The sequence below is a fragment of the Pantoea sp. AG702 genome (genome assembly GCF_003182295.1).
Classification (GTDB): domain Bacteria; phylum Pseudomonadota; class Gammaproteobacteria; order Enterobacterales; family Enterobacteriaceae; genus Pantoea; species Pantoea ananatis.
In genome coordinates this window covers 227,764-241,485 of record NZ_QGTU01000004.1, presented here as the reverse complement: position 1 = coordinate 241,485, position 13,722 = coordinate 227,764, and the positions used below count along the sequence as shown (strand labels likewise).

12 protein-coding genes are annotated in these 13,722 nt (G+C 45.0%); all 12 read left to right on the top strand.

Annotated features, from left to right (window positions below; translation table 11 throughout):
- The first annotated feature begins 54 nt into the window (after positions 1–54).
- The 12 genes from wcaK (at position 55) to DFO57_RS13390 (ending at position 13,722) form a co-directional block, all read left to right on the top strand.
- On the top strand, positions 55–1,317 hold the full coding sequence (gene wcaK / locus DFO57_RS13445) for a colanic acid biosynthesis pyruvyl transferase WcaK (RefSeq protein WP_013026376.1): 1,263 nt from the start codon (positions 55–57) through the stop codon (positions 1,315–1,317).
- 4 nt (positions 1,318–1,321) lie between these two features.
- On the top strand, positions 1,322–2,545 hold the full coding sequence (locus DFO57_RS13440; protein ID WP_014594078.1) for a glycosyltransferase: 1,224 nt from the start codon (positions 1,322–1,324) through the stop codon (positions 2,543–2,545).
- A complete protein-coding gene (locus tag DFO57_RS13435) occupies positions 2,542–3,882 on the top strand; it encodes a lipopolysaccharide biosynthesis protein (RefSeq protein WP_110015417.1) in 1,341 nt (446 codons plus the stop codon). Before DFO57_RS13440 ends, DFO57_RS13435 begins: the two co-directional genes overlap by 4 nt.
- Before the next feature lie 246 nt (positions 3,883–4,128).
- Positions 4,129–5,025: a UTP--glucose-1-phosphate uridylyltransferase GalF gene (gene galF, locus DFO57_RS13430; RefSeq protein ID WP_014594076.1), complete on the top strand. Its 897-nt coding sequence runs from the start codon at positions 4,129–4,131 to the stop codon at positions 5,023–5,025.
- 45 nt (positions 5,026–5,070) lie between these two features.
- Complete coding sequence (galE, locus tag DFO57_RS13425; RefSeq protein WP_022623396.1) at positions 5,071–6,084, top strand: UDP-glucose 4-epimerase GalE; 1,014 nt, start codon at positions 5,071–5,073, stop codon at positions 6,082–6,084.
- Positions 6,085–6,594: 510 nt separating this feature from the next.
- Entirely contained in the window at positions 6,595–7,671 is a 1,077-nt protein-coding gene (gene wecA, locus DFO57_RS13420) for a UDP-N-acetylglucosamine--undecaprenyl-phosphate N-acetylglucosaminephosphotransferase (protein ID WP_064374057.1), read from the top strand.
- 142 nt (positions 7,672–7,813) lie between these two features.
- On the top strand, positions 7,814–8,899 hold the full coding sequence (rfbB, locus tag DFO57_RS13415; protein WP_064374055.1) for a dTDP-glucose 4,6-dehydratase: 1,086 nt from the start codon (positions 7,814–7,816) through the stop codon (positions 8,897–8,899).
- A complete protein-coding gene (gene rfbD, locus DFO57_RS13410) occupies positions 8,899–9,795 on the top strand; it encodes a dTDP-4-dehydrorhamnose reductase (RefSeq protein ID WP_064374053.1) in 897 nt (298 codons plus the stop codon). Before rfbB ends, rfbD begins: the two co-directional genes overlap by 1 nt.
- Positions 9,796–9,840: 45 nt before the next feature.
- A complete protein-coding gene (gene rfbA / locus DFO57_RS13405; RefSeq protein WP_064374051.1) occupies positions 9,841–10,719 on the top strand; it encodes a glucose-1-phosphate thymidylyltransferase RfbA in 879 nt (292 codons plus the stop codon).
- A gap of 3 nt (positions 10,720–10,722) precedes the next feature.
- Positions 10,723–11,271: a dTDP-4-dehydrorhamnose 3,5-epimerase gene (gene rfbC / locus DFO57_RS13400; protein WP_064374050.1), complete on the top strand. Its 549-nt coding sequence runs from the start codon at positions 10,723–10,725 to the stop codon at positions 11,269–11,271.
- Between the two features lie 68 nt (positions 11,272–11,339).
- Positions 11,340–12,866, top strand: coding sequence for a lipopolysaccharide biosynthesis protein (locus tag DFO57_RS13395; RefSeq protein ID WP_064374048.1), 1,527 nt, complete (start codon positions 11,340–11,342; stop codon positions 12,864–12,866).
- Positions 12,856–13,722 carry a glycosyltransferase family 2 protein gene (locus DFO57_RS13390; protein ID WP_064374047.1) on the top strand — a complete coding sequence of 289 codons (867 nt, stop codon included), beginning with the start codon at positions 12,856–12,858 and terminating at the stop codon, positions 13,720–13,722. The genes DFO57_RS13395 and DFO57_RS13390 overlap by 11 nt, the downstream gene beginning before the upstream one ends.

Here is a 13,722-nt window from a genome sequence, read left to right as displayed (position 1 = left end):
CCCGTTTCGGAACTGGGCGGTCGGTAGAATTAGAAAAAATTATTCGGAGTTTTTATGAAGATTTTATTGGTGGGTAACCATACCTGTGGGAATCGTGGGGATGGCGCGATTCTGCGTGGACTGATTGATTCAATTCAGGCCGCGCGCAACGATGTGGATATTGATGTGATAAGCCGTTATCCAACCAGCTCCGGTTATCTGCTTCAGCAACATATTCAGCAGGATAAGCTCTTCCTGCACAACAACTCCTCGGGTAAGGGCCTGATTGGCTCTGTTAAACGCAAAGTCGCTAACCGACTGATGCCGAATATCATGATGGCGCATCTGGGCAAGGGTGGACCCTACAAATCCTTCTCCGTGCCGCCACACCTCAAAGCCTTCACGGAAAGTCTGGCGCAGTACGATGCAGTCATTCAGGTGGGCGGTTCATTCTTTGTCGATCTGTATGGCGTGACTCAGTTTGACCATGCGCTCTGCGCGCTGCTGGCTAAGAAGCCGCTTTACCTGATTGGCCACTCCGTTGGACCTTTCCAGAACGCCCGCACTAATCAACTGGCCAACTTCGTGTTTGACCGGGTTGACCGCCTTATCTTGCGTGAGTCCGTTAGCCTTGACCTGATGAAGCGCGATGGCGTGACCAGCTCAAAGGTGATGCCCGGTGTGGATACGGCCTTCCTGGTACGTGCACGTCACGTTGAAAACCCCAGCCACAGTCTGCAGCACTGGCAGAGCGTGATTCGCACCCGCAAAACCATCGCGATTACGGTCCGTGAACTGGCGCCGTTTGATAAGCGTCTGGGCGTCACGCAGCAGGAATACGAAGCCGCCTTTGGTCGCGTGATCAACGCCATGATCGCCAGCGGTTATCAGGTCGTCGCCTTATCTACCTGTACGGGCATCGACAGCTACGCCAAAGATGACCGTATGGTGGCGCTCACTTTGCGCGATCGCGTTGAGCAGCCAGAGCACTACCACGTTGTAATGGATGAATTTAATGACCTCGAATTAGGTGTCCTCCTCAGCGAGTGTCACCTGACCATCGGAACCCGTCTGCACTCTGCCATCATCTCAATGAACTTTGGTACGCCAGCGGTCGCCATCAACTATGAACACAAATCCATGGGCGTCATGAATCAGCTAGGTCTGCCGCAAATGGCTACCGATGTTCAGAGCCTGATGGACGGTTCGCTGATTGATAAAGTTCAGGCTATCCTGGCCGACTACGACACGATCAAGCAAAACGTCGAAACCGCCGTGGCGCATGAAAGGGAAGTAGGTAACAGAATCACTGAAGAGATTCTAAACGTAATAGGATGATGTGATGAAACTGACTTTTTTCACGATGCGTTTCCCGGTTGCCTCTGAAACCTTTGTTCTCAACCAGGTCACTCATTTTATTGATGCCGGTTACGACGTTGAGATTATCTCGGTATTTCCGGGAGACCTGGTCAACCGCCACGGCGCATTTGACGAATATGGTCTGGCGGCAAAGACGCATTACCTGTTACCCGAAGAAAAAATTTCCCTGACGGACAAGCTGGGACAGCGGCTGAAACTGGTTCTGCCCAAAATCACCAAAGTGTCGTTACTCCGTTCCCTTAACGTGCGCCGCTATGGCGCACAGTCCAGTAAGCTGCTGCTGCCGGCGATCGTTGCCAATGCGCGTCAGACCTATGTCGCGGATGTTTTCCTGGTGCATTTCGGCTATGCCGGGGCGCTGGCGAATAAACTGCGTGAACTGGGTATCCTGAAAGGCAAACAGGCAACGGTGTTTCACGGGGCGGATATCTCTCGTCGTCACATCCTCGACGAGCATAAGCAGGATTACCGTAATCTGTTTCAGCAGAGTGAGCTGATGTTGCCCATCAGCCATCTTTGGCAGAACAAGCTGATTGAAATGGGCTGCCCGCCTGAAAAAATTCACGTTACCCGCATGGGAATTGAACCTGAAAAATTCAATTTCCAGCCGCGTGATGCCTTCCATACGCCGTTGCGCATTGTTTCCGTTGCCCGTCTGACCGAAAAGAAAGGACTGGATGTGGCGGTGAAAGCCAGCGCCATTCTGAAACAGCGCGGTGGCCAGTTCCAGTACACCATCATTGGCAATGGCGATCAGGATCAGATGATGCGTGACTTTATTGCGCGCGAAGAGATGGACGACTGCGTAACGATGCCGGGTTTCAAACCTCAGGAAGAGATCCGTCAGGCCCTCAACGAAGCCGATATCTTTCTGCTGCCCTCTAAAACGGCCGCAGATGGCGATATGGAAGGCATTCCGGTTGCGCTGATGGAGGCGATGGCGGTTGGGCTGCCAGTGGTCTCCACCTTCCACAGCGGTATTCCGGAACTGATCGAAAATAACGTTTCTGGCTGGTTAGTGAAGGAAGATGACGCCGAGGCGCTGGCCGAGACGCTGCTGAAATTGTCAGAAGGCGCGGTGGACGTGGCACCGGTTGTTGCCGCAGCCAGACATAAAGTTGAAACCGAGTTTAATCAGCACATCGCGTATCGCGAGCTGGCACAGATTCTGGAGCAAATGGTTTGAGTGGAATAAAGTCACAGGCGATTTGGTTGTTTGGCAGTACCTGTTTCTCTGCGGTATTACAGGTTGCTCAACTGAGTATTCTCGCCCGTAAACTCGAAACCCATGAGCTGGGGCTGTTGGCGATCATCAACGCTATTTTAGCGGTGGCGGGCGTGCTGCAGGACATGGGCATGAGCAGTTATCTGGTCCATCGCCAGAATATTACCCGACGCGAACAGAGCACCATCTATTGGGTCAACGTCTCGCTCAGCTTATGTACCGGCGTTGTCATGCTGCTGATTGCCTGGCCTGTTGCCTGGTTCTATCATCTGCCGGAACTGGTAGGGTTGATTATGCTGACCAGCCTGAACTTTCTGGTGCTGGGACATCTTTCGCAATATCAGGCCCACTACATTAAAACCAAACGCATGGTGTCGCTGGCGAAGATCGAAATGGGCACCAAACTGTTTGCCTTCCTGTGCGTGGTGTCGATGCTGGAGTTTACCTCGCTGACGGTGGCCGCCGCGATTCTGGGGCTGTTTATTAACGCCTTTACCCGCATCCTGTGCATGATCGCGCTGGGTGAGAAGTCATGGCGTCCCACATGGGAGTTCGATAAACAGACTTTCTTTAGTGCGATTCGTTACGGTATCTATCAACTGGGTTCGCAGACCATTAACCAGCTTCGTACTCAGGCCGATGCGCTGGTGGTAGGTAAAGTGATGGGGGCAGAAATGCTCGGCGTCTATTCTCTGGCGAAAGAGCTGGTACTGCAGCCCCTGAAGTTGGTTTCGCCGGTGATTAACCGTCTGGCGCTACCGCGCTTCGCGGAAAAACAGCAGGATCCCGAGCAGTTGAAGAAGCTGTTCCTGAAAGGCACGCTGGTGATTATGCTCTTCAGCAGTGCCATGTACCTTGCTATCGGTATCTTGTCTCCGGTCATCGTACGCATTCTGTATGGTGCGTCTCACGAGCAGGTTTATCATCTTATCCCGCTGATGCTGCTGTTTGGCATGCTGCGTCCGATGGGTGGACTGACCGGTGCCATTTCACAGGCGAATGGCCGAACCAACGTGGAGTTCTACTGGAACATCGTGGCCAGCCTGGTCGTCATGGCCGTGCTTGCGACCACCTTTATCTGGCCAAACGTGCTCTACGTCGCGCTGACGTTGTCGATCTCACAGGTGCTGATTTCAGCGCTGGCGCATCCGTTCTTTATCAAGCCAGTCATTGGTATTCGCTTCATCCCTTATGCCCGACAGTGGGTATCTGTATCGGTCCTGTTTGTGGGGCTGATGCTGCTGGTAAATCACTTTGACCTTTTCGTGATGCCAGAATGGTTTGAACAGTGGCTGTGATGCCAATAACAACGGGCGACTCAGGTCGCCCGTTTCTTTTTATGGCTGGCACCAAAAACGGCGACGTCAATTTCTCTGCCGCTCATGTGGTCGGCCTTTACTGTTTGTGTTTACTCTAGGTAAAATCCCGAATTTGTAAGATTTCACAGCGAGTTAGTGTCGGCTTTTCAGATAAAGATTATACTTCCTTTTCCGGTCCATCCGGCATAATTGACGCATGTCTTCACTTCATTAGATGGAATAACTATGACCAAGCTTAAAGCAGTAATCCCGGTTGCGGGTCTCGGTATGCATATGCTTCCGGCGACTAAAGCCATTCCGAAAGAGATGCTGCCTGTCGTGGACAAGCCAATGATTCAATACATCATTGATGAGTGTGTTGCAGCAGGGATCAAAGAGATTGTGCTGGTCACCCATGCGTCCAAGAATGCGGTAGAAAACCACTTCGATACCACCTATGAACTCGAAGCCCTGCTGGAAGCACGCGTTAAACGCCAGCTGCTGAGTGAAGTCCAGTCAATCTGCCCGCCGGGCGTGACCATCATGAACGTGCGTCAGGCGCAGCCACTGGGCCTGGGGCATTCTATTCTCTGCGCGCGTCCTATGATCGGCGACAATCCTTTTGTGGTTGTCCTGCCTGACGTGCTGTTGGACGATTCCACCGCTGACCATTTACGATATAATCTGGCGGCGATGGTTGCGCGTTTTGAAGAGACTGGTCACAGCCAGGTGCTGGCAAAACACCTCACCGACTACGATCTGTCTGAATACTCAGTGATCACGACTGAGCAGCCGCTGGAAAACCCAGGTGATGTCAGCACGATTACTGACTTCGTTGAGAAACCTGAGCACCCGGCCGAGTTAAACTCAGACCTGGCAGCGGTGGGACGCTACGTGCTTTCAGCCGATATCTGGGCTGAGCTGGAGCGTACCGAACCGGGCGCATGGGGCCGTATTCAGTTAACGGATGCTATCGCCAGCCTGAGTAAGAAAAAAACGGTCGATGTCTCACTCATGACGGGTCACAGTTTCGACTGCGGACGTAAAATGGGTTACATGCAGGCATTTGTCTCCTACGGTCTGCGCAATAACGCACAGGGCCGCGACTTCCGCGAAGCGATCGAGAAAATTCTGGCGAAGTAATCAACTATCATTCGCCGCGGCTAACGCGGCAGAAAGGGAGAAGAGATGGCTATTTTGGTAACGGGCGGGGCAGGTTATATCGGCTCCCACACAGTGCTGGCACTGCTTGAGCGCGGTGATGATGTGGTGGTACTGGATAATCTGTGCAATGCCTCGCGTGAGGCCATCAATCGGGTTGAGAAACTCGCCGGCAAGAAAGCAACGTTTATCGAAGGCGACGTTCTTGACCGCGCCTGCCTGCGTGACCTGTTTGCCTCCCACAGCATTTCTGCCGTGATTCACTTCGCCGCTCTTAAAGCGGTGGGTGAATCCACGCGTATGCCTCTGGAATACTACGAAAATAACGTATCCGGTACGGTCGTACTGCTTGAAGAGATGCGCAACGCGGGCGTCTGGAACTTCATTTTTAGTTCTTCCGCTACCGTTTATGGTGCCAATGCCCCGGTGCCTTACGTGGAAACCACACCGATTGGCGGCACAACCAGCCCATATGGCACCTCTAAGCTAATGGTCGAATTTATCATTCGGGATTTCGCCAAAGCTGAGCCGAAGTTCAAAACCATTGCGCTGCGTTATTTTAACCCGGTCGGTGCGCATGAGTCGGGCGAGATTGGCGAAGACCCAACCGGTATCCCTAACAATCTGCTGCCTTACATTGCCCAGGTCGCTATAGGTCGTCTGGATAAACTCGGCGTGTTTGGTGGTGACTACGATACGCCAGACGGCACCTGTCTGCGTGACTACATCCATGTCGTTGACCTTGCTGAAGGCCACTTGAAAGCGCTGGACCACCTCGATAAAATTGAAGGCTATAAAGCCTATAACCTGGGTGGTGGGAAAGGCTTCTCTGTGCTGGAAATGATCAAGGCGTTTGAGCAAGCCTCAGGCAAGCCCATTCCGTTTGAAATCAAGCCGCGTCGTGACGGTGATCTTCCGGCATTCTGGGCGGATGCGTCGCTGGCCAACCAGGAACTGGACTGGCGGGTTTCGCGTGGTATCGATGCGATGATGCGCGATACGTGGAACTGGCAGTCGAAGAATCCGGAAGGGTTTCGTTAAAAACCGAACGATTACCAAAAAAAGCCTCGTATCGTTCAATCGCTGAAGAAGCAATTGAAAATATGGGGTTTTTTTGTGCCCCCAAAGTAACATCTGTCTGAATGATATTTGTCTAAAAAATAATCACATAAAGTTAAGTGAAAATTTATGATGATTGGACGTTATCTATACATTTAATCAATGGGCTACGGGTTTCACGTTTCACTCACTTTATAACTGAAAAAGCAACTTTGTAGATTAAATGCACAAATTTGTAACCTCGGAGCGGGAGTAATTACAAAATTGTCAAAAAGTGGCCTTTTAAACCTTGTCTAGAAGCCAGGATAGTACGAGAATCGTAAGGTTTTTTATCAGTTAGCCCGGGTTCCGAAATTATTAACCCGGCAAGACAACGCCATTATGTAATGCAGTCTATGCTTAACGATGGCTAAAGCTACGTTTACGCAGGTGGTTGCGATAGCCAGGGGCGGTAGCGTGGTTAAAATATGACAACTTAGCAGTGGTGCATACATGCAAGAGATCGTTTGTGTTTTTCTAAGTGCATTTGCGTTGCTCTTCATTGCGCGCAAGGTCGCTCGCAAGGTCGGACTGGTCGATAAGCCTAACGACCGAAAGCAGCATAAAGGACACATTCCCTTAGTTGGCGGCGTTTCGGTCTACTTATCACTATGGATACTTTATGTCATGCAGCCTGGCTGGCTACCTGACTTTACCATTTATATGTTCTGTGCCACCGTGCTGTTAACTGTTGGTGTGATTGACGACCGTTTCGATCTGCCTGTTATTCCTCGTATACTGATTCAGGCTTTGATGGCGTGCATCATGATGTGGAATGGCTACTACCTGTACTCACTCGGTAATATTTTATTTGGATTTCAGTTAGTGCTGGGTATGTTTGGTTATGCATTTACACTCTTTGCCGTCATCGGGGCCATTAATGCGTTTAACATGGTTGATGGTATTGATGGCCTGTTAGGAGCTTTGTCATGTGTGACATTTGGCGCGCTTGGTATCGTCTTTGAACTGGGAGGTAATCCTAAGCTTGCATTATGGTGCACATGCCTGATGGCGGCCTGCCTGCCTTATATTTTATTGAATCTAGGTATTCCATGGGGTAAGAAATTTAAAGTCTTCATGGGGGATGCAGGAAGTACACTTATTGGATTTACAGTAATTTGGTTACTTATGATCGCGACTCAGGGAAGTGAGGCAGTGATGCGGCCTGTAACAGCGCTCTGGCTAATAGCGGTTCCTTTGATGGACATGGTCCGAGTAATGAGTTCACGTATCCGACGTGGTTGCAGCCCTTTCAGGCCTGACAGAGAGCACCTTCACCATTTGTTGATGAGAGGAGGTCTGACCGGCCGTGGTGCACTTACTGTCATGGTCTCCTGTGCCACTATGCTTGCAATGATTGGGATTGTATCGGAAAGCATGGGAATAGGTGATTGTTGGCAATTGCTGGCATTCATTGGTCTGTTCTTCACCTTTAATGCGGCCATCAATAAGTCAGCAAGGTTTCATAGAATAAACTCAATTAAGCTCTCAAATCAGAATGAAAACGAAGCGTTGGCGGATAAATTCTGACGCTGCGTTTATTCTGGCTGGTTGCATCAGTGCGTGCTGAAGCAAAGGTAAATTTTACACCCAAATTGAATTGCATTATGACTCTCCCGTTCCGGCGTCGGGTTTGAATGCGAAATGTGAAATACTATTCTGGACAGCAATTGTGAAAATTTTAGTGACTGGTGGTGCAGGTTTTATTGGATCCGCGGTAGTTCGTCATATAATCGAAAATACGAAAGATAGCGTTGTAAACGTTGACGCACTGACCTACGCAGGTAATCTTGAGTCACTTAAAGATGTTGAGAACAGTGAACGTTACAGCTTTGAACATGCAAACATCTGTAATTCAGGCCAAATAGCTTCTGTACTGGAACGTCATCAACCCGATGCAATTATGCACTTGGCTGCAGAGAGTCATGTTGATCGTTCAATATCTGGACCTGCAGCATTCATAGAAACCAATATTGTAGGTACATACACTTTACTGGAAGCAACACGTCAATATTGGCTCAAGCTTGATGAGTCGAAGAAAAATGCTTTTCGCTTTCACCATATTTCAACGGATGAAGTGTATGGTGACCTGCCTCATCCAGATGAAGTAGAAGAGTCGTCATCGCTGTCTTTATTTACAGAAGACACTTCTTATGCGCCAAGCAGCCCTTACTCTGCATCAAAAGCATCCAGCGATCACTTAGTCAGAGCATGGTCACGTACCTATGGTTTGCCCTCGCTCATTACAAATTGTTCAAACAATTACGGTCCCTATCATTTCCCAGAAAAACTCATCCCTCTTGTCATACTTAATGCGCTTGAAGGTAAATCATTACCTGTTTATGGCAAAGGTGATCAGATTCGTGACTGGCTGTATGTTGAAGATCACGCAAGGGCACTCTACACGGTTGTCACAACCGGAAAAATTGGAGAAACCTACAATATTGGTGGTCATAATGAGAAAAAAAATCTCGATGTGGTGCTAACTATTTGTGATTTATTAGATGAAATAGTGCCTAAAGATGTTTCCTACCGTGAACAAATTACTTATGTAAAAGACCGGCCCGGACATGACCGTCGTTATGCTATTGATTCTACTAAAATTGCTAGAGAACTGGGCTGGAAGCCGCAAGAAACATTCGAGAGTGGTATTAGAAAAACGGTCAACTGGTATTTGACAAATAGTCTTTGGATTGAAAATGTCAAAAGCGGTGCCTATAAAAGCTGGATTGATGAAAATTATGGAGAACGTCAGTAATGAACATCCTGCTTTTTGGTAAGTCAGGTCAGCTTGGATGGGAACTGCAACGTTCATTAGCACCACTCGGCAATGTAATTGCGCTCGACCGGCATGCTGAAGATTATTGTGGGGATTTAAGTAAACTTGACAAAATTGCTGAGACCATTCGTCAAATAAAGCCCGCTATAATCGTCAATGCTGCTGCTTACACTGCAGTGGATAAAGCTGAATCTCAAAAAGAAGAGGCTTATCTTTTAAACGCCCAGAGTATAGAAGTAATAGCAAGAGAAGCGCAGAAGCTCAAAGCATGGGTAGTGCACTATTCAACAGACTATGTGTTTTCGGGTCTAGGTGAAAAGCCATGGTCTGAGTCGGATATTGCCGAACCTGTAAATACCTATGGTAAAAGTAAGCTTCTAGGTGAAAAAAATCTGATATCTGAGTGTACCAGGCATTTGATTTTTAGAACAAGCTGGGTCTATGCAGCAAAAGGTAGTAACTTTGCCAAAAAAATGCTGGAAATGGCTAAAGAGAAAAGTGTGCTATCTGTTATTGACGACCAGTTCGGGGCACCTACAGGTGCAGAGCTTCTGGCAGATTGTACAGCACATGCATTGCGCGTAGCACTGGAAAAACCCCAGGTTGCAGGTATTTATCACCTTTCAGCTAGTGGTACCACGAACTGGTATCTATATGCTACATATGTATTTGACGAAGCTCGTCGGCTTGGTATCCCACTGAAGGTTGAAAAAGTTAATGCTGTTCCTACAAGTGCATATCCAACACCTGCAAAACGGCCTCAAAATTCACGTTTAGAAAATACATTATTTCAAACTGTTTTTAAATTGACACTTCCTGAATGGCATGTTGGTGTCAGGCGTATGCTTACGGAAATATTAACCTCAGAACGTTAAAAAGTAATGCCTGTAACAGGCATTTTTGCTTAAAGAGATAAATGAATGGCGAAGCGTAAAGGAATTATTCTTGCGGGCGGATCAGGTACCCGTCTGTATCCGGTCACAATGGCTGTCAGTAAGCAACTTTTACCTATTTATGACAAGCCGATGATTTATTACCCACTTTCAACATTAATGTTAGCGGGCATTCGCGATATATTAATTATTAGCACGCCACAAGATACGCCTCGTTTTGAACAGCTTCTGGGTGATGGGAGCCAATGGGGAATTAAACTGGAGTATAAAGTCCAACCCAGCCCGGATGGGTTAGCACAAGCGTTTATACTTGGGGAAGAATTTATTGGTGGCGATAGCTGTGCTTTGATTCTGGGTGATAATATTTTTTATGGGCATGATTTACCCAAATTAATGGAAACGGCAATCGGACAAGAGAGTGGTGCAACAGTTTTTGCTTATCATGTTAATGATCCTGAGCGATATGGCGTTATAGAGTTTGATAAAAACGGTAAAGCCATTAGTCTGGAAGAAAAGCCTGAGGTGCCAAAGAGCAACTATGCTGTAACAGGTTTGTATTTTTATGATAATGATGTTGTCCAGATGGCCAAAAACCTTAAACCCTCCTCACGTGGAGAGTTGGAAATTACCGATATCAACCGACTGTACCTTGAAAAAGGAACATTATCTGTAGCGATGATGGGAAGAGGGTTTGCATGGCTTGATACGGGTACTCATCAAAGTTTAATTGAAGCCAGCAATTTCATTCAAACTATTGAAGAGCGACAGGGTTTAAAAGTTTCCTGCCCAGAAGAAATAGCTTACAGAAAAGGATTTATTGATGCTGCACAGGTTAAAAATTTAGCTGAGCCACTCGCAAAAAACAAATATGGTAAATATTTGCTTAATATGATCAAAGGTAATTGATTGATGAAGATTGCAACAACATCCTTACCAGATGTACTTATTGTTGAGCCAAAAGTGTTTGGTGATGAACGTGGTTTTTTCTTTGAGAGTTTTAATCAACGCTCATTTGAAGAGGCTGTAGGCAAAAAAATAAACTTTGTACAGGATAACCATTCAAAATCGACGAAAGGTGTTCTCCGCGGCCTACATTTTCAAAATGCTCCTTATGCTCAAGGAAAACTGGTGCGGTGTGTTGCAGGTGAAGTTTTTGATGTAGCTGTTGATATCAGAAAAGGATCGACAACATTCGGGCAGTGGTTCGGCATTATCTTGTCAGCTGAAAATAAACGGCAGCTCTGGATTCCTGAAGGCTTTGCTCACGGTTTTGCCGTAATGAGTGACCATGCTGAGTTTCTTTACAAAACAACAAATTATTATCATCCAGAAGCAGAAAACAGTATTCTTTATAACGATACAGATCTAAACATAGAATGGCCGGTAATTGATTGTCATTACAAACTTTCTGTAAAAGACGAAAAAGCGAAGTCATTTCGCGAAATATTTAATAACTAACTTTATAAAAGATTGATAATAGCGAAGCAAAAAGCCAGTTAAAAACTGGCTTTTTCAATGAGCATATAATGAGAAGAGAAAACGTAATAAAATCATTCAAATATGGGCTTTTCTTTTCAGTGCTCATAATGGTCATGACTTTTTTTGTGAGGAAAGTATTTCTTGATGAGTTAGGAAGTGAACTTACAGGTTTTTATTTGCTAATCAACCAATTGTTAGGCTTTATAAATTTAGCTGAACTAGGACTTGGGACTGCATCAACGTATCTTTTATTTAAACCTTTACACAAGAAAGACAATACGGAACTTTCAATAATTATTTCAACCATCCGAGATCTCTATAAAAAAATACAGCTTCTTGTATTGATAATTGGCTTCGCTATAGCCTTTTTCCTCCCATTAATAGTCAAAGATAAGTTACAGTATCTTGAGCTTTATATACCTTGGGTGCTTTTTGTATTAGCAACGACGCTATCTTATAGCTACAGTTCGGAATCAATATTACTTTCAGCCGACCAAAAATTACATTATGTAAGAGTTATCAATGGTTTAGGAAGGGTAATAAGTTTTTCTCTTCAAATTCTGTCTCTAAAACTAGGGTATGGGATAATCGTTTTTAGTATTATTGAATTAACTTCTAATATCCTGCAATTACTTCTCTTTAAAAGCATCGTAAAAAAACAATATCATTTAAAACCCATAAAAAATAAAGAAGAAACAACAATTTTTAGAAAAGAAGTTTTTACAGAACTGAAAAAAACATTTATCCATAAAATTTCCGGTGTGTTGATTTTTAATACTGACTACCTTTTGGTTTCATTTTTTCTAGGACTGAAGTATGTAACATCTTATTCCTCGTATATCATGATTATCCAGGCGTTATCGTTTCTTATCACGACAGTGAGTGCACCATTGAGTACGGCATTGGGTAATTATTTACATGATAAAGGGGGAGAAGCAACTTACAAAAAATTTCTTCAAGTAAATGTGTTTTTTTTCTTATGTGCTTCGGTAGTGAGTATTGTATTTTATTTTGTGGTCAATGATGTCATAACACTTTGGCTAGGAAAGTCAGTTTTACTCGCTAATGGAACTGTCCTTTTAATAAGTGTAAATTGTTTTTTCCTGATATCCAGAAGTGCAGTTGATATTTTTAAGGTTTCGTATGGATACATGTCAGATATACACTTACCACTAATAGAAGGTGTGGCAAACCTAATAATCTCTTTAATCTTAATTAAATACATGGGGATTAATGGAGTAATAATAGGCACCATATTTTCAAATGTACTAATTATAATGATTGTCAGGCCGTACTATTTATATAAGTACGGGTTCAAGTTAGATTTAAATACGTTTTTCAAAGACTACTTTCTCTCATGGGTGCCAGCAATTACTGCTGTTTTTTTCTGTTGCATATTTGTATCTTACGCAAAAGTTTATCCCATTCCAGTCGAGGGAGTCATAAGTTTACTCTTTAAATGTTGTGTTTTCACTGTAATAATAGGCGCCCCATGTACGTTATTATTTGCAGTTTTGAGTCCCGATTTAAGAGGGCTAATCAAAAGCCAGTTAAGAGCGCGATATGGACGATAATGCCTTACCGATAGTAATCATGACCAGGAATGATGATGAGTTTCTTGAGTTATGTATTGAAAGTATAATCAATAATACCTTATACCCTTATTTTATTTATGTAATTGATAACAGTTCGAATTCACCTATTCAAAATGCGCTGCTTGACAAATATGCTGCATACAAGAATATAAAAACTCTCAAAAACAAAAACAATCTATGGGTTTTGGGTGTTAACGAGCACCTGAAAAAAATAAAAGACAGCCATAGTTCAAACTATTTTTTGTTAACTGATGGTGACATTGAATTCCCATCATTGAATGAAAATAAAGAGTGCTGGCTTACAGTTCTGGTGAAATATATGGAACAATACAAATGTATTGGCAAGCTAGGAATGTCGCTGGACTGGGCTGATATTGAAAACGATATGTATTTTGAAAATATCCTTTCACAAGAGAAAGCGCTTTACGATGAGAAACGAAAAATCGGCGAATTATTTATTTCTCCGGTTGATACTACTGCAGCATTATATCGATGGGATTGGTCAATAAATAGTTTTGGGCTTTATCCTGACCATATACGATATCTCAGACCAGAACTCTATTCTTGTCGAACGCCACGTACGCTAAGAGCCGTACACCACGGGTGGAAGACTTATAAAGAGAATAGCAGTAAAAATGTGGAAGATAAAATTAAATGCTTCACGTTAATGGGCGCTGATATTAAGAAAAACCAAATTGAAAGTGTTGGTTTTAATGTCAGGCTATATAATAAAATTTTGGCAAAACCGATGAAAGTTTTCTGGGGCATCAGGCGAAGATTTTATCTGGCAAAATATCTATTCTGTAAAGGCCAAAGAAAATTCGATAATCATTAG